The sequence below is a fragment of the Sphingomonas sp. S2M10 genome, assembly GCF_012650175.1.
In the GTDB taxonomy this organism is placed as follows: domain Bacteria; phylum Pseudomonadota; class Alphaproteobacteria; order Sphingomonadales; family Sphingomonadaceae; genus Sphingomonas.
The window spans coordinates 348,657-371,882 of sequence record NZ_JAAILI010000008.1; the positions used below are offsets into that span (position 1 = coordinate 348,657).

The window sequence follows — 23,226 nt, forward strand, 5'->3', positions numbered from 1 at the left end:
CTCTCGGCACAGGGGAAAATCGTGCGCATTGCGATGATCGGCACTGGCTATGTGGGCCTGGTATCTGGAGCCTGCTTCTCGGACTTCGGCCATGAAGTCATCTGCGTGGACAAGGACGCGCGGAAGATCGAGCTGCTCCATCAGAATGTGATGCCCATTTATGAGCCGGGCCTCGACGCGCTGGTTGCCAGCAACGTCAAGGCAGGCCGCCTCTCCTTCACCACCGATCTCGCCGAAGGCGTGAAGGATGCGGACGCCGTGTTCATCGCCGTCGGCACGCCCAGCCGCCGCGGCGACGGCCATGCCGATCTCTCCTACGTCTTCGCCGCCGCGCGCGAGATCGCCGAGAATCTGACCAAGCCCAGCGTGATCGTCACCAAGTCGACCGTGCCCGTCGGCACGGGCGACGAGGTCGAGCGGATCATCGCCGAGGTTGCACCCAACAGCGGGGCCAAGGTCGTCTCCAATCCCGAATTCCTGCGCGAAGGCGCGGCGATCGAGGACTTCAAGCGCCCCGACCGCGTCGTCGTCGGCACCGATGATGAATTCGCCCGCCAGGTGATGCGCGAGATCTATCGCCCGCTTTCGCTCAACCAGTCGGCCCCGGTGCTGTTCACCGGCCGCCGCACCAGCGAGCTGATCAAGTACGCGGCGAACGCCTTCCTCGCGGTGAAGATCACCTTCATCAACGAGATCGCGGACCTGTGCGAGCAGGTGGGCGCGGACGTGCAGGAAGTGTCGCGCGGCATCGGCATGGACAACCGCATCGGCGGCAAGTTCCTCCACGCCGGCCCCGGCTATGGCGGCTCGTGCTTCCCCAAGGATACGCTGGCGCTGATGAAGACCGCCGCCGACAACGAGACGCCGCTGCGCATCGTCGAGGCGACCGTGCAGGTGAACGATGCCCGCAAGCGCGCGATGGGCCGCAAGGTCATCAAGGCGATGGGCGGGGACGTGCGCGGCAAGACCGTCGGCATTCTCGGCCTCACCTTCAAGCCCAATACCGACGACATGCGCGATGCGCCGAGCATCTCGATCATCGCCGCGCTGCAGGATGCGGGCGCGACGGTGAAGGCCTTCGACCCCGAGGGCGTCGAACAGGCTGCCAAGATGCTGACCGACGTCGAATTCGTCGCAAATCCCTATGCGGCGGCCGAGGGTTCGGACGCGCTGGTGATCGTCACCGAGTGGGATGCGTTCCGCGCGCTCGACCTCAGCCGCATCAAGAACAGCCTGAACAGCCCGGTGCTCGTCGACCTGCGCAACATCTATCCGCCGGCCGAACTCGAACGCGCCGGCCTGCAGTACACCGGCGTCGGCAAGCCGAGCCGCGACTGATCGCCTGCCCGCCCCTGCCGACCCATCGGCGGGGGCGGGTATGCCCCGCTAAACAATAACTAGATCGCACGGTGCCGCCGGGCTTTTTACATGCCCTCCCATGCTGCAAACGAGCACCATGGATATCGCCACCGCATCCCCGCCCGCGCTGACCCATCTTCAGCGGCTCGAGGCCGAGAGCATCCACATCCTGCGCGAAGTCGTTGCCGAGGCCGAGCGCCCGGTGATGCTCTATTCGATCGGCAAGGACAGCGCGGTGATGCTCCATCTCGCACGCAAGGCCTTTTATCCGGCCCCACCGCCCTTCCCGCTGCTCCATGTCGACACGACGTGGAAGTTCAAGGCGATGTACGAACTGCGCGAGCGCTCGGCGGCGGCGGCGGGCATGGAACTGCTCGTCCACCAGAACCCGGAGGCGATCGCGCGCGGGATCAACCCGTTCGACCATGGCGGGCTCCACACCGATCTTTGGAAGACCGAGGGCCTCAAACAGGCGCTCGACAAATATGGCTTCGACGCAGCGTTCGGCGGTGCCCGGCGCGACGAGGAGAAGAGCCGCGCCAAGGAGCGCATCTTCAGCTTCCGCACGGCTTCGCATCGCTGGGATCCCAAGAACCAGCGCCCCGAGCTGTGGCGGCTCTACAACGCCCGCAAGGCGAAGGGGGAGAGCATCCGCGTCTTCCCGCTGTCCAACTGGACCGAGCTCGACATCTGGCAGTATATCCTCGCCGAAGGCATCGAGATTGTGCCGCTCTATTTCGCCGCCCCGCGCCCAACGGTGGAGCGCGACGGCATGCTGCTGATGGTGGATGACGACCGCTTCCGCCTTAATCCCGGCGAAGTGCCGGTCGAACGCTCGATCCGCTTCCGCACGCTCGGCTGCTACCCGCTCACCGGCGCGGTGGAGAGCACGGCGGACACGCTGGAGAGCGTGATCCAGGAGATGCTGCTCACCACCACCAGCGAACGCCAGGGCCGCGCGATCGATCATGACCAGGCCGCCAGCATGGAGAAGAAGAAGCAGGAGGGGTATTTCTGATGACCGCCTATCGCCCCGACGCGCTGATCGCTTCCGACATCTCGGCCTATCTCGAACTGCACCAGCACAAGTCGATGCTGCGCTTCCTCACCTGCGGCTCGGTGGACGACGGCAAGTCGACGCTGATCGGCCGGCTGCTCTACGATTCGAAGCAGATCTTCGAGGACCAGCTTTCGGCGCTGGAGAATGACTCCAAGCGCGTCGGCACCCAGGGCCAGGCGATCGACTTCGCGCTGCTGGTGGACGGCCTCGCCGCCGAGCGCGAGCAGGGCATCACCATCGACGTCGCCTACCGCTTCTTTGCCACCGAGAAGCGCAAGTTCATCGTCGCCGACACCCCTGGCCACGAGCAGTATACCCGCAACATGGTGACCGGCGCCTCGACCGCCGATCTCGCCGTGATCCTGATCGACGCGCGCAAAGGCGTGCTGACCCAGACCAGGCGGCACAGCTTCCTCGCCCATCTGCTCGGCATCCGCCATCTGGTGGTGGCGGTGAACAAGATGGATCTGGTCGACTATGACCAGGCGGTGTTCGACCGGATCGTCGAGGCCTATGCCGACTTCGCCCAGTCGATCGGCATCCAGAATTTCACGGCGATCCCGATCTCGGGCTTCCAGGGCGACAATGTGACGACGCGCAGCGAGGCGATGCCGTGGTTCGGCGGGCCGGTGCTGCTCGACCATCTCGAAACGGTCGAAGTCGACGCGGAAATCGATCGCATCAAGCCGTTCCGCATGCCCGTGCAATGGGTGAACCGCCCGAATCTCGACTTTCGCGGCTTTGCCGGGCTGATCGCGGGCGGCACGGTCCGCCCCGGCGATCCCGTGCGCATCCTGCCCTCCGGCCGCACCAGCACCGTTGCGCGGATCGTGACCATGCACGGCGACAGGGATGTGGCGGTGGCGGGCGAATCGGTGACGCTGACGCTGACCGACGAAGTCGACTGCTCGCGCGGCGACGTGATCGCCACCGCCGATGCCCCGCCCCAGGCCGCCGATCAGTTCAAGGCGACATTGGTCTGGATGGATCCGGCCGAGTTGTTGCCCGGCCGCGCCTACTGGCTCAAGCTCGGCACCCAGACGGTCAGCGCGGTGATCCGCGCGCCCGAATATGCGATTGACGTCAACACCATGGCGCGCACCCCGGCCAAGACGCTGGCGCTCAACGACATCGGCGTCGCCGAGATCGCCACGGATCGCGCCATCGTGTTCGAACCCTATGCCGAGAGCCACGATCTCGGCGGCTTCATCCTGATCGACAAGCTGACCAATGCCACGGTCGGCGCAGGCATGCTCGATTTCGCGCTGCGCCGTGCCCAGAACGTCCACTGGCAGGCGGTGGAGATCACCCGCGAGGCGCATGCCCAGCAAAAGGGCCAGCAGCCGCGCCTGCTGTGGTTCACCGGCCTCTCCGGCTCGGGCAAGTCGACCATCGCCAATCTGGTCGAGAAGAAGCTGCACGCGCTGGGCAAGCACAGCTTCCTGCTCGACGGCGACAACATCCGCCACGGCCTCAACCGCGATCTCGGCTTCAGCGACCAAGACCGGGTGGAAAACATCCGCCGCATCGGCGAGGTTGCCAAGCTGATGACTGATGCCGGCCTGATCGTGCTGACCGCCTTCATCTCGCCCTTCCGCGCCGAACGGGCGATGGTGCGGTCGCTGCTGCCCGACGGCGAGTTTTTCGAAATCTTCGTCGACACCCCGATCGAGGAGGCCGAGCGCCGCGACGTGAAGGGGCTCTACAAAAAGGCGCGCGCCGGCGAGATCGCCAATTTCACCGGCATCTCCAGCCCCTATGAGGCCCCGCTCGCACCGGAGATCCGCATTGACACCACCCGCACCACGCCCGAGGAAGCAGCCGAGCAGATCGTCGAGGCGATCATGGGCGTATGGAGTCCGATGCTGTGAACGACGCCCAGCTCGCCCATGCCATCGCCGAGGAAGCCGGTGCGCTGCTGCTGCGCATTCAGGGCGAGTGCGCTGGCGGCGCGCGCGGGGACCAGGAAGCCAATGCGCTGATCCTGGACCGGCTGCGCGCTGCCCGGCCTGACGACGCGATCCTCTCCGAAGAGTCCGCCGACGATCCGGTTCGGCTCGGCCGCAGCCGCGTGTGGATCATCGACCCGCTCGACGGCACCCGCGAATTCGCCGAGCGCCGCGAGGACTGGGCAGTGCACATCGCGCTCGCCATCGACGGCAAACCGGCGGTGGGCGCAGTTGCCCTTCCCCGTCTGGGGATGACGCTCGCCAGCGACACGCCGCCGGCGCTCGCCCCCGCGCAGACGCCGCCGCGCATGCTGGTCAGCCGCACGCGCGCCAGCCAGCTCTGCGCCGATGTCGGAGCGGCGATCGGCGCGGTACATGTCGGCATGGGCTCGGCGGGTGCCAAGGCGATGGCGGTCGTGCGCGGCGAGGCGGAGATCTACCTCCATTCGGGCGGGCAACATCAATGGGACAATTGCGCGCCGGTCGCGGTTGCGCTGGCGGCGGGGCTGCATGCCTCCCGCATTGACGGATCTGCGATCCTCTACAATCAGGCCGGAACCAGCGTGCCGGACCTGCTGATATGCCGCCGCGAATGGGCGGCGCCGGTGTTGGCGGCAGTCGGGGACTGCAATCGTTAGCATCGTTGAGAAAGCGTTACGGGCAAACCCGGATGGGGGTCGCCCCGAATGTTCGCCGCGCCGCGGCATGGCTATTTGAAGGGCACGCGATCGGCAGCGCTTCCCCCCGCTCCCTTCGCCGGTAACAGCGTATCGGCCGGTTCTGAACTGACGCAGAACCTAGCCATTCTGGAACAAGTCGGCGCCTCCACGAACCGATCCCCCCAGTGGGCCGCCGACTTGTTTTCCGAGTGTGAGAGAACTGCTTGCGCATGATGGGCCGGTCCGTTTCCCTCCCTTGGCGGACCGGCCTTTTTGTTCAGAACGCGTAGGACAGGTTGAACATATAGGTGCGGCCCACCTCAACATAGCCGCCCTTGCGATCCACCGAGAGCAGCGCCTTGCCGACCCCCGCCGTTGTCCAGTAACTGTGCGAATTGAGCAGGTTCTGTACCGACACGCCGGCGGTCAGGTGCTGGTTCAGCGTGTAGCTGAAGATCGCGTTCATCGTCGAAACCGGCTGGACATAGGTGTCCGGCTGCGACGAGCGAAGATCATACAGCTTGTTGCCGGTATAGGCGTAGTTCAGCGCGGCGTTGAAGCCGCCATGCACCCAGAACAATTCGGTGTTGAACATCACCTGCGGTGCCTGCGGCATGCGCTGGCGACGATAGCCGTTTGACACATAGACCGTCGCATCCGCCCGCTGCAGCGTGACGTTGCCCTGGAAGCCCAGGCCGTCCAGCATGCCCGGCAGCCCCTTCAGGCTATAGCGCGCGAACAATTCCACGCCGTACACGCTGCCCTTGCCGCTGGTATCCAGCGTCTCGATCTCGACGCCGTCGGGCGAAAGCTGCTTGTCCGGCCCCGTCCACACGTTGAGGTCGCCGCTCGCGTTGGTCGAGCCGGTCGAGAACATCACATGGTTCAGGCGCTTGTAGTAGAGCGCCGCGGAGAACAGATCGGTACCGGCCCCCTTATGCTCGATCGAGGTATCGACGTTCCACGCCTCCACCGCGTCGAGATTGGGATTCGGCACGAAGATCGAGGTGATCCGCCCGGTATCGTCGCGCGAGATGCTGGTCGGCCCGAGCAGCAGGTCGAATGCCGGGCGCGAATAGCTCTTGCGCACCGAGAAGCGATACACGGTGTTCGCACCGGGCCGATAGGAGGCGATCAGGCTCGGCAGCCACTGGTCGTAGCTGCGCTCGCTGGTGACGAAGCCAGCGCTGTTGCTGGTCGTCTGCCAGTACCGGCCCTGGAACCAGTTGTGCTCGAAGCGGAGGCCCGGCGTGAGGGTAAGGCCACCGAACGCAAGATTGGCGAGCACATAGCCACTGGCGCGGTGCTCCTTGCCGTCCAGCCGGTTCTCGTTGAGCTTCACCGGATCGATGCCTGGCAGCTTGGACAGCGACAGCCTGGCGTTCTGCGCCTCCACCCAATTGCGGTCGGGAATGAAGAACGGCACCTGTACGTTCTTCATGAAGCCGTTCAGCCGCTCGCCGGGTACCCCGCTCAGCCTGGTGAGGTTGGGATCGTTGGCGGTGAAATTATACTGCAGCGCGCCGTCGTCGCCGAGGCTGTTCGAATAGCGCTTGGAGGCCTCGTACTTGCCGCCCGCCTGTACTGACGTCAGGCCGTGGTCGCCGAAGCGCCAGGTGCCGTCCAGCCGCCCTTCCAGCTTGGACTCCCACGCATCCTCGAACTGCGCCGTGGTATAGGCCTGGGCGAACGTGTCGAAATTGGTGATGGCGGCGCCCGCGGCGTCGCTCAGCACCACCTGCGGGTTGGTGCGATCCGCCAGGCCGGTGATCAGCTTGTAGGTCGCCGGACCCGTGGCGTTGGCGCCGATATAGGTGGGGCTGCGCCAGCTCGCCTGGATCCGCAGCGGGTAGCTGGTCGCGCCCCGCGAATAGGCGCCGTTATAATCGAGCGTCAGGTCGCCCAGCCGGGTTTCGCCGCCCACTTTGGTGGTGAACAGCCGCTGATTGCTGTGCTCGGTGCGGAAATAGTTGCTGCCCCCCAGCCCGTAGAGCGCCAGATAGCCCGCGGCATCGTAATTGGCGCCGAGCGTGCTGCCGGCATTGGGGTTTGTCTGGCCGGCCGTGAGGTTCGAGCTGCGCGCCGCGGTCTGGTCCATCCAGCTCTTCAGGCGATATTCGCCATAGGTGGTGCGCGCGTACAGATCGGTGCTGTCGCCCTTCCATTCCAGATTGACCGTGCCGCCGAAGCGTTCGATCCGGTTCTGGAACACGTTCCAGAGCACGCCCACCGGCATGACGTTGTTCAGATTGTCGCGAACCGCGCCGGGCTGGTTGCCGTCAACCTTCACATAGTCGCGATGGATAGCCACCGCCTCGGCGAAGTTGTTCTTCCGCCCATAATAGGCCGACGCGAAAATGCCCAGATCGCCGAAGCGCTGCGCCGTCTCGGCCTGGATCGTGCCCCCCCAGGGATCCTGATCGCGCGCGGCGGCACGGCCGGCGATCAGGCCCTGCGCTTGGATCTGGAAGTGGTGTGCGCCAAAATCGAACGGCGAAGCGGTACGCAGGTCGATCACGCCGGCGATGGCGTCGCCGTCCTGCGCCGCGGTTGGCGCCTTGTCGACGCGAACCTCGGCCAGCGCGAAGGGCGACAGCAGGTTCATCGAGATCGCACGGGTGCGCGCGTCGGTCTGCGCCAGCCGGACGCCGTCGAGCTCATAGGCATTGTACGCGGTGTCTAGGCCGCGGATCGAGAGATATTGCGCCTCGCCGGTCGCGGCGGCGTTGCGCGACTGATCGACCGAGGAGTTGAGGCCAGGCAGACGGGTGAGCAGGTCTGCCAGGTTCTGCTGCGGCTGCGCGCGCAGTTCCTCGCCGGAGACGATGGTGACGAGCGACGGGCTCTTCACCTGTTCCTCCTGCACGCTCTTGATCGCGGCGCGCTGGCCGGTGACGACGATGGTCTCGTTTTCGCGCACCTGATCGTCATTGTCCGGCGCTGCGCTCGCCGCGACATCATCGCGCACGGTTGCCGCCAGCGCAGGACCCTGCGCGAGAAATGCAGCCGTGCCCCCGCCCAGGAGCAGCGCGATGCGCTTGTTCCAGTGTCCCATTGGTTATGTCCCTCATTGAATTTGGTGCCAGCCTGTGTCGACTGGTCACTGTCGCCGCTAACCCTATGGGACTGCACTTCCACGTCCTGCTCGTGGCGAATCCCGTACCTTGCGATGACAAAATTGCTGCACTGCAACGTAAAATGCGGAAATCGTTGAACAATACCAATTTTATAATTGGTATTCTTTTTAGTCACACAGCTTTCACGCGGCGCGGCTAGGCATGAGCCGATGCTCGCGTCCCCCACCCTGCGCCTCACCGCCGCCGCGCTCGCCCTGTTGCCCGCCGTCGCGCAGGCAGCCCCGCCCAAGACACAGCGTATCGAGCGACTGGTGCTGCTGATGCGCCACGGCGTCCGCGCGCCGCTCGGCGGGGAGGTGCCGCCCGGCACGCGTACCGGCGAGCCATGGCCGCGCTGGAGCGCTCCGGCCGAGCAGGTAACGCCGCATGGTGCCGCGGCGCTGAGCGCGCTCGCGCGGGCCGACCGGCGCTGGTTTGCCGCCGCGGGACTGCTCCCGGCGCGCGGATGCCCCGATCCGGCAACGGTTCGCCTCTGGACCAACAGCTCCCCGCGCACCATCGCCAGCGGCGCAGCCTATGCGGTGGGCTTCGCCCCCAGCTGCGCGCTACCCGTCGGCCACAAGCCGGAGGGCGAGAACGACCCGATCTTCGAGCCGCTCGGCGCCCATCCCGCAGCGTTCGATGCCCAGCGCGCGGTGGAATCGATCCGGCGCTACAGCGGCGGCGCGGATGCGCTGACGCAACGCCATGCAGCCGGACTGAAATTGCTGGAACAGATACTCGCCTGCTCCGCCGCACCGTGCAGCCCGGTCGAACCCTCGGCGGTACGGCCTGGCGCGGACGGCCATGGTGTGGACCTCAAGGGCCCGATCCGCGCCGCCTCGGGCACCGCCCAGGTACTGATGCTACAATATCTGGAGGGCATGCCGATGGCGCAGGTCGGCTGGGGCCGGGCGACACCGGCGCGGCTGGAAGCGCTGGGCGCGGTGCACGGCGCACTGTTCGACGTGTACAGCCGCCCGCCCTATATGGCAGCGTTCCAGATGGCACCGACGGTGGACCGGATCACCCGCGATCTGACCGACGCCGCTGCGCCGAAGATCGACGTGCTGATCGGCCACGACACCAATGTCGCGGCGCTGGCCGCAGTGCTGGGCGTACCGGTCAAGGCGCCGGGTTTCGCAACCAACGACCCCTCGCCGGGTGGCGGCATCGCCATCGCGCTGGTCCGGGCGCCGAACGGGCGGCAGGCGGTCCGCCTCTGGTATCGCAGCCAGAGCGCCGCCGACATGCGCGCCGCCCGCGAGCGCGCGGTATGGACACCGCTGCGGCTGAGGGGCTGCGACGAGGGGTCCCAGCATCGCTGCCCGCTGCCGCGCTTCCTGAAGCGGCTGGAAGCGGCGACGGCCGCCGCGCGCAGCTAGGCGGCCGGAGCGATGGGGTAAACGCCCCATGGTTGCCGGCATCCGAACGCGCGATCCACCGCGCGGGAGGCCGACTGCATGAAGACGATGGTTCGTAGCCTGATCCTGGCCGCCACGGCCATTGGTCCGGTGACGCCGGCATGGGCACAGCAGCCGGCCATGCCGGCGGCGCGCCCCGAGGCCGAGCGCGCATCACCGTTCATCCCGGCGAACGTCAACCCGCCCACGCTGGTGGAAGCGAAAACCTTCAAGCTGGTCCCGCTCGGGCCGGCGTTGGTGAAGATCGATTACGACGCCTATATGTCGTCGATCGAGCATCTGCAGCGGACCTTCACCCGCGGCACCGACTGGCCGCACGCCGGGATCACCGATGCCGATGCGATGCGCGACATGGCGGCCGAGCAGGCCCGGTTCCGAAACCGCCACTCCTTCGCCTATGCGGTGCTCACCCCCAACGGCCGGCGAGAACGGGGATCGGTGTATGTCTCGCCCAGCCCGGTACCCGGCCATGATGCGGTCGTGCGGTTGTGGGTGACCAAGGCGGAATATGACGCCGGGTTCGATGCGGCGCTGTACGCGTGGGTGACCGACTGGATTCGGCGGGACTGGCCATTTACCCGGGTCGCCTATCCAGGCCGTTCCATCGACTGGGACCGCTGGGACGCCATGGTTGCGGCGGCATCGAACGCGAAGTCGGCGGGCAATTGACCGGCGACGGCCCCCTGCCGCTGCTCACGGCGCCTCAGGCGGCGCGCGAATAGGCCATGGCGTGGTAGCTGGCGAACAGCTCCTCGAAATGCTGGTCCATCGTCCGCGTGCCCGGCGCATCGGCAGCGGCGCGCATGCGGTGGAACATCGGCGTCGTCTCGACGAACTGGGTCAGCGAATCGCGGAGCGATACCGGATCGGCGGCGCGGTACAGCATGCCCTGCCCCTCGACGAACTGATCGGCGGCGCCGCCCTCGTCCGGCACAATCAGCGGCAGGCCGCTCGCCCGCGCTTCGGCGGCGACCATGCAGAAGGTCTCGGCCTCGCAGCCATGGACCAGCGCGTCGGAGCTCGCCAGCACGCGGGCAAGCTGCTCGCGGTTGCTGGTCGGCTCGAACAGCTGCGCGTGCGGGTTGCGGCCGATCGCGGTGATGACCTTGGAGCGCGCGGTGCCGGTGCCGATCAGGATCAGCCCCATGGGACTTCGCCCGGCCGCCGCCTCCGCCGCCTCGATCACCATCGGCCAGCGCTTCTCCGCCGCCAACCGGCCGACGCCGATCAGCAGCGTCGCCTCCGGCCCCAGGCCGCAGCTCGCGAGCAACTCGGCGCGCAGCGCTTCGTCCCGCAATGCGGGACTGAAATAGCCGGGCTCGACACCCATCGGGATCGTCACCACCTTGGTGAGGCCGCCCTCGCGCAACCTTCGGGCAAGCCCTTGGCCCGCCGTCACCACCTGATCGAACCCGTCGTCGAGCCGGCGGAGATGCTGCCAGAAGGAGCTGAAGCCCTTGTCGATCGTCTCGCGGTTGGCGATCGTGCCGAACCAGCGATAGGCATAGGCGGCCAGCGGATCGGCGTGCATCACCAGCGCGCGCGCCGCCGACCCCTGCCAGCGCGCGACCATCGAGGCGCTGCGCCACGGCGACGACGCTTCGACAAAATCGGGCCGCCAGCGCTTGAGCGCGGCGTGCAGCGCCGGCTCGTCGTCGAAATAGCGATAGCGGCGGTCGAGCGGCAGCAGCGGCGCCGGGATCGTCGCCAAGATGGCGCCGTCGCGCTCCTCCAATATCTCCTCGCGCTCACCGGGGGCGAGGATGATGATCTCGTGGCCGAGCTTGGCACCAAGTTCCATCTTGCGACGGACATAGGTTTTCACGCCGCCGCCATAGGGGCTGTAGAAGGCGCAGACGTCGAGGATGCGCATCAATGCGTCTCCAGCAGTTCGCGATATTGGCCGAAGCGGCCGCCTCTGGTCAGCGCAGCCAGCGTCTTGTCGATGCTCTGCAGCAGCGCGGGTACGGTGACATCCCCCGGATGCACGCCGAGCCGCATTGCCGGGCGGCGGGGCAGCAGCGCGCGGGCGAGCGCGGCCACCGCCAGCGACGAGGCGATCCGGCTCTTGCTGCGGCTGGCCCAGGTGATCACCGGGCCCTTCGCCAGCACGCGATCCTGCTGCTGCGGCGCCCAGACGCGGAAATGGTCCTCGGCCAGCGCGAAGTCGAGGTCGCGCAGCGCCTCGCGGGCGCCGTCACCATAGAGCCAGGCGGGTGCGATGAAGCCGGTGACCGGGCGGCCGATAATGTCCTCCACCAGCGCCCGGCCTCGCACCATCCGGTCGCGTGCGGTGGCATAGTCGAGGCCGAGAAACTCCCCCTCGCCCGCCGTCATGTGCTTGGCCTTGAACCGAGCGCCGGCAGAGGCATGCTCGGAGACATCCTTGTGGAACCAGCCGTGCAGGAACATCTCGATACCGGCATCGGCCCAGCCGCGCAGCCGGGTGGCGAACGGACTGCCCGGGACCAGCGGTGCCGATCCCCAATGGTCCGGCACCACCAGCATCGCATAGCGCGGCGCACCGATATGCTGCAGGAACAGCTCGGAAAGCTGGTCCACCGCGCCCTCGGATCGGGGCCCGACATCGTGGATCGATGCAAGCAGGCTGGGGCCTTGGGGCCCTTGAGGGCGGGTAGTTGCGGTCATCCGATCGTTCTTTGCTGCAGGTGCGAGCGATATAGACCGCCCGAACGGGGCGGCAAGCGGGCCGAATTTCGTCTTTTTTGAACGCTTGAAACTTAAAGCGTTAGACGACGCGACTTGCATCGACCCGCACCGGCGCCGTCACAACTCGGCGCTACGGGCTGGCCTGCATGCATTCCCCCCCCCTCCGGGTGGAGCGTTAGCCGCCTATCACTCCACCGTCACCGATTTGGCGAGGTTGCGCGGCTGATCGACATCGGTGCCCTTGGCGACCGCGACATGATAGGCGAGCAGCTGCACCGGCACCGCATAGACCAGCGGCGCGATCAGCGGGTGGACCTTGGGCATGGTGATCGTCGCGATGCAGCCGTCGCCGGCCGCCTGGATGCCGTCATAGTCCGAGATCAGCACCACCTTGCCGCCGCGCGCCTGCACTTCCTGCATGTTGCTGACGGTCTTGTCGAACAACGGGCCCGAAGGCGCGATCACGATCACCGGGACGGCATCGTCGATCAGCGCGATCGGCCCGTGCTTCATCTCGCCGGCGGCATAGCCCTCGGCATGGATATAGCTGATTTCCTTGAGCTTCAGCGCGCCTTCCAGCGCCAGCGGATAGTCCGTCCCGCGCCCGAGATACAGCACGTCGCGCGCCGCCGCGATCACGCCCGCCATCGCCTGGATCGATTCGTCATAGGCGAGCGCGGCGTTGAGCGAGGCCGGCGCCTCGGCCAGATGGCGGACGATGCGGCGTTCCTCGGCCGCGTCGAGCTTGCCCTTGGCCTTGGCGAGATTGGCCGCCAGGGCTGCCAGCACCGCCAGCTGGCAGCTGAACGCCTTGGTCGAGGCAACGCCGATCTCCGGACCGGCATGGGTGGGCAGCAGCAGATCCGCCTCACGGGCCATGGTGCTGGTCGGCACGTTGACCACGGCGGCGATCGTCTGTCCCTCGCTGCGCGCATGGCGGAGCGCGGCAAGCGTGTCCGCGGTCTCGCCCGACTGGCTGATCACGATCATCAGCCCGCCCTCTTCCATCACCGGTGCGCGATAGCGGAACTCGGAGGCGACATCGATGTCGACCGGCACGCGGGCGAACTGTTCGAACCAGTATTTCGCCACCATGCCGGCATAATAGCTGGTGCCGCAGGCGACGATCGTGACACGCTTGATCGCCGAGAGGTCGAAGTCCGGAATCGGCAGCGTGACCTGCTCCTCCATGCGCTGGAGATAGGCGCGCAGCGTCTGCGCCACGACGATCGGCTGCTCGTAGATCTCCTTCAGCATATAGTGCCGATGGTTGCCCTTGGAGATCAGCTCGCCGGTGACGCCCGAGATGGTGATCGGCCGCTCGACGGGATTGTTGTCCTTGTCGAAGATATCGGCGCCGTCCTTGGTGATGACGACCCAGTCGCCCTCTTCCAGATAGGCGATGCGCTGGGTGAGCGGCGCCAGCGCCAGCGCGTCCGAGCCGAGATAGGTCTCGCCTTCGCCATAGCCGACGACCAGCGGCGAGCCGAGCCGCGCGCCGACCAGCAGATCGGGATGCTGGCGGAACAGGATGGCGAGGGCGAAGGCACCGTGGAGGCGCGGCAGCACCTCGCGCACTGCATCGGCCGGGGCCATGCCGGCCTCGACCTTTTCGCTGACCAGATGGGCGACGACCTCGGTGTCGGTCTCGCTGGTGAAGCTGCGGCCGCGCGCGGTCAGTTCCTCGCGCAGCGCCTTGAAATTCTCGATGATGCCGTTGTGGACAAGGGCCACCTCGCCGGTGGCGTGGGGGTGGGCGTTGTTGGTGGTCGGGCCGCCATGCGTCGCCCAGCGGGTATGCGCGATGCCGGTGGTGCCGGGCAGCGGGTTGGCGGCGAGTTCCTTGCCGAGATTGACGAGCTTGCCCGAGGCGCGGCGGCGCTCGATCCTGCCGTCTACGTCCGTCGCGATGCCGGCCGAATCATAGCCGCGATATTCCAGGCGCTTGAGACCCTCGAACAGACGCTCGGCGACGTCTTCCCTGCCCACGATTCCTACGATTCCGCACATCGCATCCGTCCTCCTGCCCCCGCCCTAGCGCGGGCGGGCGGTCGCGCCTAGACGAGGCATCGTTTCGACAAGCTGAACGGTCGCATGATCCCGAACGTCCGCGTGCGACGTTGAGCCTGGTCCGACATCACCGGCCGCCGATCGAAGGAAGAGTCACTCGCATGGTCCGTCGCAACATCGCGCTGTTCGTCCTTTGGCTACCGCTCGCCGGTTGCGGCGGCTCCGACCGCGCCGACACACCGGTGAACGAGGCGCGGCCAAGCCGCCAGGCGACCGCGACCCCGCCCGCGACGCCATCGGCGCCCGTGCCGCGCCCCTCGGCAACCGCTACGGAGGCGGCGATGGCGCCCCGCAGCTGCGCTGCAGAGATCGGCGCGGCGGCAGCGGAAAAGCGGGTGAAGATCTGCATCAACGTGTCCCCCGCGACGCACCCGCCCTGCAACGCCGCCAACAGCTGCGCGATGATCGAGGATGAGATCGCGCGGAGCTGCGCGCTGTTCGACGGCGACGGGGAGCCGGTGCCGGGCTGCGTCGTCGATCCCAAGGGCCCGCAGGCGGCCGCCGACGTGGTGCGCCGCTATTATGCCGCGATCGACGCCCGCGACTTTGCCACCGCCTGGACGCAATGGGGGGACGAAGGCAAGCCGGGCCAGACGCTGCAGGCGTTCGAGCAGGGCTTTGCCCATACCCGTTCGACAGGCGTCACGATCGGCAGGCTTGGGCCGAGCGAAGGTGCGGCGGGTTCCCTGTACCAGACGGTCCCCGTGACGGTGGAGGCGAGGTTGGACGACGGCACCGCCCAGCGCTTCACCGGCACCTACACCGTGCGCCGGATCAACGATGTCGACGGCGCGTCCGCGTCCCAGCGGCGCTGGCACCTCGATGCCGCGCAGTTGCGCCCGGCTGCCGCACGGTAGCGCCCGCCCCGCCGATCGTCTCAGTGCGGGAAGTTGGTGTCGATGAAGATCCGGGTGAACTCGCCCGGATCGGGCTCATGGCCCTGGGCTTCGACGAACTTCTGCCGTCCGTTCTGCCAGACCTCGAGGATGGCGCCCTGCATGCCGTCCTGGAACCCCAGCTTGTCCTCGACGATGTCGCGCCACGGACCCTCGGCTTCGAACGCCTCGTGGAGCTTGGGTTCCATCGCGGTCAGGTCGGCATCGGTCTTGGGATCGAGATGGCCGATCGCATCGAGCACATAGCAGTCGAGCAGCTTGAGGAAGGGCTTGTTGGTGTAGCGATCGGTCATTTGGCGGCCTTTCGTGCCTGCATGGTTGCACGGAAGGTCGTGGCCCAGCCCTGCTTCTTCAATGTTTCGGGCCGCGTAACGGCCAGCGCATCGGCTTCGACGTCGCGGGTGATCACCGATCCGGCGCCGATGATCGCCCCGTCGCCGATCGCCACCGGCGCCACCAGCGCGCTGTTCGATCCGATGAACGCGCCCGCGCCGATCACCGTCTGCTGCTTGAGGAAGCCGTTGTAATTGCAGGTGATCGTGCCCGCGCCGATGTTCGCGCCGGCGCCGATGCGGGCGTCGCCGAGATAGCTGAGATGGTTGGCCTTGGCGCCCTTGCCGAGCACCGCGTTTTTCAGCTCGACGAAATTGCCGACATGGGAGTCCGCCTCCAGCACCGCGCCGGGCCGCAGCCGGGCAAAGGGGCCCACGGTGGCGCCGCTGGCGATGGTCGCGCCCTCGATATGGCTGAACGCGCGCAGCACCACCCCGTCCGCCACGGTGACGCCGGGGCCGAACACGACGTTGGGTTCGATCGTCACGTCGCGGCCGATCTGCGTGTCGTACGCGAACCACACCGTCTCGGGCGCGATCAGCGTCGCGCCCTCGGCCATGGCGCGGGCACGGCGAGCCTGCTGCCACGCCGCCTCCACCGCCGCCAGTTCGCCCCGACTGTTGACGCCGGTGACTTCGGCGACGTCGGTCTCGATCACCGCCGCGACCCGCCCGTCGCCATTGGCGATCTCGACGATGTCGGTCAGATAATATTCGCCGGCCGCATTCTCGTTGCTCAGCCGGTCGAGCAGCGCGAACAGATCGGGCCCGCGCACCGCCATCAGCCCGGAGTTGCACAGGGTGACTGCGCGCTCCTCGGCGCTCGCATCCTTATACTCGACGATCTTCGCCAGCCGGTCGCCCCCCGCGACGATCAGCCGGCCATAGGCGCCCGGATCGGCCGGGCGGAAGCCGAGCACCACCACGGCAGGCGCGTCGTCGCCATGCAGCCGCTCGACCATCCGCCGCATCGTCGCGGTGGTGACCAAAGGCACGTCGCCATAGAGGATCAGCACGTCGCCCGCGAAGCCCGCCAGCGCCTCCCTGGCCTGGAGCACGGCATGGCCGGTGCCGAGCTGCTCGGCCTGGTGCGCCGTCTCCGCCCCCAGCGGCGTGACCGCGGCCTCGACCTGCTCGCGCCCCGCGCCGACCACCACCACTTCGCGCGCGGCGCCCAGCGCCTTCACGCTGTCGATCAGGTGGAGCAGCATCGGCCGCCCGGCGATCGGGTGGAGCACCTTGTGCGTGTCGGATTGCATCCGCGTGCCCTTGCCGGCGGCGAGGATGATCGCGGCGATGGGTGCAGTCACGTGGCCAGTCTCCGGTCGAAATGGGGTGCAACCCCTGCCACGCCGGACATGGCTTTTCCAGCGCGATGCTGCCATGCGGCGGCCCATGCCCCTTCCCTTCAAGACCATCGGCTTCGATCTCGACGGCACGCTGCTCGATACCAGCGGCGACCTCGCCGCGACGCTAAACCGCGTGCTGGCCGAGGAGGGCCGGCCGGCGCTGCCGCTGGATCGCATCCTCTCGATGGTCGGCCGCGGCGTGCATGCGCTGCTGGAACAGGCGGTCGCGGCGACCGGCGGCGGCGATGCGGCGGTGGTGGCGCGGCTCTACCCGCGCTTTATCGACACCTATGCCGCGCACAATGCCGAGCATAGCCGCCCCTATCCGGGCGTGGTCGACGCGCTCGAGGCGCTGGCCGCGCAGGGCATCGCGCTCGCGGTGGTGACCAACAAGCTCGAGGCGCTGACCCTGCCGCTGCTGGAGGCGACCGGCATGCGCCCGCGCTTCGCCACCGTGATCGGCGGGGACACGCTCGGCCCCGGCACCGCCAAGCCTTCGCCCGCGCCGATCCTGGAGATGGTCCGGCGCTGCGGCGGGCCGGCGGCGTTCGTCGGCGATTCGACCTATGACGTGCAGGCGGCGCAGGCGGCGGGCGTGCCCGTGATCGCCTGCAGCTTCGGCTTCTCGCAGGTGCCGGTGACCACGCTGGGCGCCGACGCGGTGATCGATTCCTACGCCGAACTGATCCCAAAACTAGCCCGAATCAGCGTTTGACACCATCCCCGGCACGGGCGAAACAGCGCGGCGTCGGAACGGGAGAGAATCCGCTCGCCGGATCGCCGAAGGAGCAACCGCCCCGGAAACTCTCAGGCAAAAGGACCTTCCGACCACCACATTCTGGAGAGTGGCGCCGCGCGCGCCCGCCGACGGGATAGCGATCTCAGGCAAACGGACAGAAGGGGCCCGCGAAGTTTCAGGAGACGGGTTCCGTGGCGATCAAGGGCGTTGGGCCGAATGCAGGGCCGATCAGCATCACCGACGTGTTCACCATCGGTATCGGGCCGTCGAGCTCGCATACGGTGGGGCCGATGCGCGCGGCGCGGGACTTCGCCGCCTGGGTGGTCGCCGATGGGCGTAGCGTCACCAAATTGTGCGGCGAGCTGTTCGGCTCGCTGGCGCTGACCGGCAAGGGCCACGCGACCGACCGCGCGGTGATCCTGGGGCTGGCGGGCGAGCGGCCCGAGGGAGTCGATCCCGATGCGGTCGAGCCGATGCTGGCCACGATCGCGGCGGAGCGCCGCATTGTTCTGGGCGGCAGCGCCTCGGTTTCCTTCGATCCTGACACCGACCTCAAGTTCCGCAAGCGCCAGTTCCTCCCCGGCCACCCGAACGGCATGAAACTGCGGGCGACCCTGGTCGACGGCACGGTGCTTGAGCGGACCTATTTTTCGGTGGGCGGCGGCGCGATCCGGCGCGAGGGCGAGGAAGACGTCTCCGGTCTGAGCGCCGGCACCAACCATCCCTTCGCCAGCGCGCGCGAGATGCTGCAGCGCTGCGACGAACTCGGGCTCGACATCGCCGGGCTGATGCTCGCCAACGAGCGCGGCTGGCGCGACGATGCCGCGACGCTCGCCTTTGTCGACGGCATTCATGCGGCGATGAACGCGTGCATGGACCGCGGCATGGCACAGGACGGCATCCTGCCGGGCGGGCTGGAAGTCCCCCGCCGCGCGCGCAAGCTGCACCAGAAGCTGATGGCCCGCGGCCCCCGCGTCGAGCCCGCTTCGGTGCTCGAATGGGTCAGCCTCTGGGCGCTGGCGGTGAACGAGGAGAATGCCGCCGGCGGCCGCGTCGTCACCGCCCCCACCAATGGCGCGGCGGGGGTGATCCCGGCAGTGCTGCGCTATTATGAATGCTTCGTCGGCAACGCGACGCAGGACGGCAGCCGCCGCCTGCTGCTCACCGCCGCGGCGATCGGCATCCTCTACAAGCGCCAGGCCTCGATCTCGGCGGCGGAGATGGGCTGCCAGGGCGAAGTGGGCGTCGCCTGCTCGATGGCGGCGGCGGGGCTCGCCGCGGCACTGGGCGGCAGCAACGCCCAGATCGAGAACGCCGCCGAGATCGGCATGGAGCATAATCTCGGCCTCACCTGCGATCCGATCGGCGGGCTGGTGCAGATCCCCTGCATCGAGCGCAACACGATGGGCGCGGTGAAGGCGATCAACGCCGCGATGCTCGCGCTCCACGGCGACGGCACGCACAAGGTTTCGCTCGACGCGGTGATCGAGACGATGCGCCAGACCGGCCTCGACATGCGCTCCAAATACAAGGAGACGAGCCTCGGCGGCCTGGCGGTCAACGTCGTCGAGTGCTGAGCCAAGGGCGTGGGCCGAGTTTCAGCGCCCTCCACAATACACGTCATCCCCGCGAAGGCGGGGATCCATTGCCCTGTGGGCTGGGGGAAGGAACCTCGGCATCAGCGCCAATGGATCCCCGCCTTCGCGGGGATGACGGTTGAAGCGAGGGATACCGTCGGATCCTACCCCAAACACCTCAAGGCTGGGCGGGCTTGAACTCGAAGTTCATCCCCGACACGCGGCTCGGCTGGAAGCCCTTCCAGATCGTCGATGCCGGTGCGCCGGGGCTGAACCCCGCATAGCGGCCGCCCGGCGCGCCTGGCCACTTCCCGTCGTTCGAGTTAGGCACCAGCCCGTCGATATAGGCGGCCTTGGCCTCCTCGCCCTTCACATAGCGGTCGAGGAAGGCGGTGATGAAATGCGCCTGCACCGCCATCAGCCGGTCCTTGCGCCACACCGCGTCCTCGAACCAGTCCAGGTCCCAGAAGCTGTCGCGCATCGCCGGCGGCGCGCCGATCAGCGCGATGCTGTGCGCCGCCTCGCGGAAGGTGAGCAGATAGCGCGGCGCATGGATTTCCTGCTCGAACAGCGGTCGCACGCCCTTTTCATAGCCGACGACATGGTCCTGGCTGCCGACGATGAACAGCGTCGGCGCGCGGATCGCCGCCACGCCCGGCGCAGCCCAGAGCGGGGTGCCGTAGAGGTTGCTGGCGGGCGAGATCGCCACCACCGCCTTCAGATCGCCCACCTTGAGGCTGTCCGCCTTCTCGGCTCCCGCGACATAGGGCGTGAGGGCGCCGCGCGTGGCGCCGGCCACTGCCGGATCGAGCGGCGCGCCCGCTGCGGTGAGCACGCCATAGCCGCCCATCGAATAGCCGATCAGCGCGGTGCGCGCGGCATCGGCGGCGGCGAACGCGCCCTGCCCGGCCCGTGCCCGCCGCTGCGCCTCGGCCGCGACGAAGGCGATGTCGAGCGGACGGCTGGTCAGCGGGCCGGCCCGCGCGGCAGGGGTGCGGATCGTGATCGGCGGATCGCGAAAGGCGGGTGCGACCACCACATAGCCCTTGCTCGCCAGATTCTCGCCGAGCCAGGAAAGCACCTCGGGCGTGTTGCTATAGCCATGGGCGAGGATCACCAGCGGGAAGCGCCCCTTGGCCGCCGCCGCGCCGGGCGTGGCGAGCCCCGGCACCTCGAAGGGCACGTCGCTGCCCTTCTCGCCCGGCAGCGCGGTGCGATAGCGCGTGCCCGAACCTCTGGCCGTTGCAGGATACCAGAGCTTGATCGGGATGTGCCGGTCGACGATGGCCGGCTTGTGCCTCCCTTGGAGCGGATCGGCCCGGCCCGGTTGCACCAATTCCATATCGGTGACGCCGATGCCGTAGCTGCCGAGCGCGGCCAGTTCCGGCGCATCGACACTTGGCCTGGCCGGCGCCTGCTGCGCGCGCCCCGCACCAATCGCAAACATCGCGGCTGCGCAAGCGCCCGCCGCGATCCCGATCCTGCCGATCATCCGGTCTCCTCCCCTGATCGAGGGGCGGGCGCATCGCGCTGCCCCCTCTTGTCCCTCCGCCATACTCTACACCGAAGCGCGCGCTTGCAAAGCGTCTCAACCCGCGCCGCAGCATCGAAGGGTCGGCGATCCGCTTGCCAAAATGGCCGCCGGACACGCCCCCGTAGGCGACATGCAAAGGGGGCGGAAGCATCGCCTCCGCCCCCCCCTTGCAGTATCCGATCGCGCGATGTCGATCAGTAATTCAGCCCGAACCGCACCCCGGCATAGCGCCGGAAATCGCGCGGCAGCACCGCCTGGGTGGCGAGCTTGTTGCCGAAATTGCCGTTGGTGTTGAGCAGCGAGGGATAATATTGCTTGTCGAACAGGTTGTTGACGAACAGCACGCCTTCCCAGCGACGCTTGTGATCGCGGACGCCGATGTTCAGGTTGAAGATGCTGAACGCGGGCTGGAAGGTCTGCGGGTCGCGCGAGACGTAATAGACGCTGGAGGTATATTGCCAGCTCGCCTGAACCACGCCGTTGAGCTTGTCCGTGAGCGCCGGCGTGAAGTCGATATTGGCCGACCCCTTCCATTCGGGTGCCTGAACCGCCCGCGTCCCGGTCAGGTTCTGGAAGTTCGGCGGGCCCTGAATACACCCTTGCGCCACGGTCTGGGTCGGGAAGCAGGGCGCCGCCGGGAACGACGTGTAGGTCGCGTCCAGATAGGTGACGGCGCCGCTGAGGGTTAGGTCACGGGTCACGCGGGCGGCGGTTTCGACTTCGACGCCGTTCGTGTTGAGCCCGCCCACATTGGTCAGACGGAAGTTGGAGACGCCGTCGATCGTCTCGATCGTCTGCGCCTGCAGATCCTGATAATCGGTGTCAAAATAGGTGACGTTGAACGTCATGCGCCGATCGAAGAACTGCGTGCGGATGCCGAATTCCTTGTCCTTCGACGTCTCGGGGCGGATCGGGCCGGCATTCGCGCGCGCGGTGTTGAAGCCGGTCGTCAGGTCATAGGTCTGGCCTTTGTAGCCGGTCGCGTAATTGCCGAAGACCATGATGTCCCGCGTCGCCTGGTAGCTGAGGCCCAGACGATAGGTGGTGGCGTTGTCGCTCGCATGGCCGCTCCATCGGCCATTGGCGATGTTGTCCTGGAAGCTGTACTCCACCCGCTCGTTCTGCGCGCGACCGCCAACCGTCGCGGTCAGGTTCTTGATGAATTCCCAGTCGATCTGGCCGAACGCCGCAATCTGGCGCGAGCCGGCGGTGGCATACCAGTTCGCAGGCGCGAACGCGGGCCCGCGCAGGAACGGCCGCTGGAACGCCACGTCCGCGAAATACAGGCCCAGGGCATAGCGGAACGCTTCATTGTCGGGGGACAGCAGGCGCATCTCGTGCGTGAACAGCCGCGACTTGAATGCGCCGACCTGGATGTTGTTGCCCACCGGCACCGTCGCCGACGTGTCGTCATGGTCGAGATAGTCGTCGAGGCGGAACTTGTCGTACGAGGTCAGCCCGAGCACGCTCAGCTTGCCGAGGTTGATGTCCGTGCGCAGCATCGATCCCCAACCCCAATATTTGGTGCGTGCGGGATAGTTGTTGCTGACCTGCTGATTGACCGGCCCCGGAGTCACGCCCGGCATGGTCACGTCGCGCGTCTGGCCGGCGACGTTGCGCAGCAGGGCGCCGTCCGCCAGCGCGATGAACGGCCGGCCGACGGTGGTGTTGCCGTTCATGTAGTTTGCGGTGAGGCGGAACTTCAGGTCCGGCGTCGCCGCCCAGTTGAGCTTTCCGCGGGCATTCAGGGTCTCGCGACCGTTCACGTCCTTGCCGTTGAACACGTTGCGGACATTGCCGCCCCAGTTCGAATAGCTGGCCGAGACGACATAGCCGAGATCCTCGTTGATCGGGCCCGTGGCGCTGAAGTTCGCGCCATATTCGTCGTCCGTCGTGACGGTGGTATTCGCCTTGATGTGGAAGTCCTTGGTCGGCTGGACCGTCATGATCTTGATGAGGCCCGCGGAAGCGGCCTTGCCGTACAAGGTGCTCTGCGGGCCGCGCAGCACTTCGATCATGGCCACGTCGGGCAGATCGGTGAACGCGCGCGCCTGGAAGGCGAGCGGAACGCCGTCCACCGTCACCGCCACGCTGGGCTCCACGCCGATCCCGAACGCGAAGGTGCCCACGCCGCGCAGCGAGACATTGGCGTTAACCGGGTGCTCGGCCGGACGGATGACGAGCGACGGTGCCACCTTCGTCAGTTCCTGGAAGTGCCGCACGCCCTGCGCCTCGAGCTGATCCGCGGTCAGCACCTGCACCGGCAGCGGCACATTCTGGATGTTTTCGAAGCGCTTCTGCGCCGTGGTGGTGACGATGATCTCGCCGTCGTCCTGCGCAGGCTTGCCGGCGGACTGCGCCGCTGCCGCACCCGCGGCGGCGGCAGTGACTGCGACGGTGTCGACAGTCTGCGCCTGCGCGACACCAGAAATGCTCGCGGCCGCCAAAGCAGCATGCGCCACGGAAACGTGATAACTTTTCATTTACTCTCC

Annotated in this window: 17 protein-coding genes and 1 riboswitch; of the genes, 9 read left to right on the top strand and 8 right to left on the bottom strand. The window is 67.4% G+C overall.

The genetic code is table 11. The annotated features are described in order from the left end of the window. Nucleotides 1-21: 21 nt before the first annotated feature. From S2M10_RS03025 to S2M10_RS03040, 4 genes are all read left to right on the top strand, one after another. The gene (locus tag S2M10_RS03025) at nt 22-1,338 is read left to right on the top strand and encodes a UDP-glucose/GDP-mannose dehydrogenase family protein (RefSeq protein ID WP_168844786.1); all 1,317 of its coding nucleotides are present in this window, start codon (nt 22-24) and stop codon (nt 1,336-1,338) included. A gap of 100 nt (nt 1,339-1,438) precedes the next feature. Next, nucleotides 1,439-2,377 carry a sulfate adenylyltransferase subunit CysD gene (cysD, locus tag S2M10_RS03030; protein ID WP_247650586.1) on the top strand — a complete coding sequence of 313 codons (939 nt, stop codon included), beginning with the start codon at nt 1,439-1,441 and terminating at the stop codon, nt 2,375-2,377. Continuing rightward, entirely contained in the window at nt 2,377-4,290 is a 1,914-nt protein-coding gene (gene cysN / locus S2M10_RS03035) for a sulfate adenylyltransferase subunit CysN (protein WP_168844787.1), read from the top strand. Before cysD ends, cysN begins: the two co-directional genes overlap by 1 nt. After that, nucleotides 4,272-5,006, top strand: coding sequence for a 3'(2'),5'-bisphosphate nucleotidase CysQ (locus tag S2M10_RS03040; RefSeq protein ID WP_168844788.1), 735 nt, complete (start codon nt 4,272-4,274; stop codon nt 5,004-5,006). Before cysN ends, S2M10_RS03040 begins: the two co-directional genes overlap by 19 nt. A gap of 298 nt (nt 5,007-5,304) precedes the next feature. Here the strand turns inward: S2M10_RS03040 and S2M10_RS03045 are convergent, their stop codons facing one another. Beyond that, the gene (locus S2M10_RS03045) at nt 5,305-8,082 is read right to left on the bottom strand and encodes a TonB-dependent receptor (protein ID WP_168844789.1); all 2,778 of its coding nucleotides are present in this window, start codon (nt 8,080-8,082) and stop codon (nt 5,305-5,307) included. 231 nt (nt 8,083-8,313) lie between these two features. Here S2M10_RS03045 and S2M10_RS03050 point away from each other — a divergent pair, with 231 nt between their 5' ends. Both S2M10_RS03050 and S2M10_RS03055 read left to right on the top strand, forming a co-directional pair. Then, entirely contained in the window at nt 8,314-9,528 is a 1,215-nt protein-coding gene (locus S2M10_RS03050) for a histidine-type phosphatase (protein WP_168844790.1), read from the top strand. A gap of 78 nt (nt 9,529-9,606) precedes the next feature. Further along, nucleotides 9,607-10,236, top strand: a complete 630-nt coding sequence (locus tag S2M10_RS03055; protein ID WP_168844791.1) for a twin-arginine translocation pathway signal protein — start codon at nt 9,607-9,609, stop codon at nt 10,234-10,236. Between the two features lie 34 nt (nt 10,237-10,270). Here the strand turns inward: S2M10_RS03055 and S2M10_RS03060 are convergent, their stop codons facing one another. The 3 genes from S2M10_RS03060 to glmS form a co-directional block, all read right to left on the bottom strand. Continuing rightward, nucleotides 10,271-11,440, bottom strand: coding sequence for a glycosyltransferase (locus S2M10_RS03060; protein ID WP_168844792.1), 1,170 nt, complete (start codon nt 11,438-11,440; stop codon nt 10,271-10,273). Then, a complete protein-coding gene (locus S2M10_RS03065) occupies nt 11,440-12,216 on the bottom strand; it encodes a DUF2334 domain-containing protein (RefSeq protein ID WP_168844793.1) in 777 nt (258 codons plus the stop codon). The genes S2M10_RS03060 and S2M10_RS03065 overlap by 1 nt, the downstream gene beginning before the upstream one ends. A gap of 207 nt (nt 12,217-12,423) precedes the next feature. After that, nucleotides 12,424-14,247 carry a glutamine--fructose-6-phosphate transaminase (isomerizing) gene (gene glmS, locus S2M10_RS03070; RefSeq protein WP_168844794.1) on the bottom strand — a complete coding sequence of 608 codons (1,824 nt, stop codon included), beginning with the start codon at nt 14,245-14,247 and terminating at the stop codon, nt 12,424-12,426. A gap of 161 nt (nt 14,248-14,408) precedes the next feature. Between glmS and S2M10_RS03075 the strand changes: the two genes are divergently transcribed. Next, nucleotides 14,409-15,164 carry a hypothetical protein gene (locus tag S2M10_RS03075; protein WP_168844795.1) on the top strand — a complete coding sequence of 252 codons (756 nt, stop codon included), beginning with the start codon at nt 14,409-14,411 and terminating at the stop codon, nt 15,162-15,164. Between the two features lie 20 nt (nt 15,165-15,184). On the opposite strand, the gene S2M10_RS03080 is transcribed toward S2M10_RS03075, so the two are convergent. Both S2M10_RS03080 and glmU read right to left on the bottom strand, forming a co-directional pair. Further along, the gene (locus S2M10_RS03080; protein ID WP_168844796.1) at nt 15,185-15,496 is read right to left on the bottom strand and encodes a hypothetical protein; all 312 of its coding nucleotides are present in this window, start codon (nt 15,494-15,496) and stop codon (nt 15,185-15,187) included. Further along, nucleotides 15,493-16,845, bottom strand: coding sequence for a bifunctional UDP-N-acetylglucosamine diphosphorylase/glucosamine-1-phosphate N-acetyltransferase GlmU (glmU, locus tag S2M10_RS03085; RefSeq protein WP_168844797.1), 1,353 nt, complete (start codon nt 16,843-16,845; stop codon nt 15,493-15,495). The genes S2M10_RS03080 and glmU overlap by 4 nt, the downstream gene beginning before the upstream one ends. Before the next feature lie 85 nt (nt 16,846-16,930). Between glmU and S2M10_RS03090 the strand changes: the two genes are divergently transcribed. Both S2M10_RS03090 and S2M10_RS03095 read left to right on the top strand, forming a co-directional pair. Continuing rightward, nucleotides 16,931-17,599 (top strand): HAD-IA family hydrolase, encoded by a 669-nt coding sequence (locus S2M10_RS03090; protein ID WP_168844798.1) that lies wholly within the window; start codon nt 16,931-16,933, stop codon nt 17,597-17,599. A 28-nt stretch (nt 17,600-17,627) separates the two neighbouring features. Continuing rightward, nucleotides 17,628-17,717: riboswitch (glycine riboswitch) on the top strand. Nucleotides 17,718-17,814: 97 nt separating this feature from the next. Beyond that, nucleotides 17,815-19,200 carry an L-serine ammonia-lyase gene (locus tag S2M10_RS03095; protein WP_168844799.1) on the top strand — a complete coding sequence of 462 codons (1,386 nt, stop codon included), beginning with the start codon at nt 17,815-17,817 and terminating at the stop codon, nt 19,198-19,200. 178 nt (nt 19,201-19,378) lie between these two features. Here the strand turns inward: S2M10_RS03095 and S2M10_RS03100 are convergent, their stop codons facing one another. Further along, the gene (locus S2M10_RS03100) at nt 19,379-20,692 is read right to left on the bottom strand and encodes a dienelactone hydrolase (RefSeq protein WP_168844800.1); all 1,314 of its coding nucleotides are present in this window, start codon (nt 20,690-20,692) and stop codon (nt 19,379-19,381) included. Between the two features lie 236 nt (nt 20,693-20,928). Further along, a complete protein-coding gene (locus S2M10_RS03105) occupies nt 20,929-23,217 on the bottom strand; it encodes a TonB-dependent receptor (protein WP_168844801.1) in 2,289 nt (762 codons plus the stop codon). Nucleotides 23,218-23,226 lie beyond the last annotated feature (9 nt).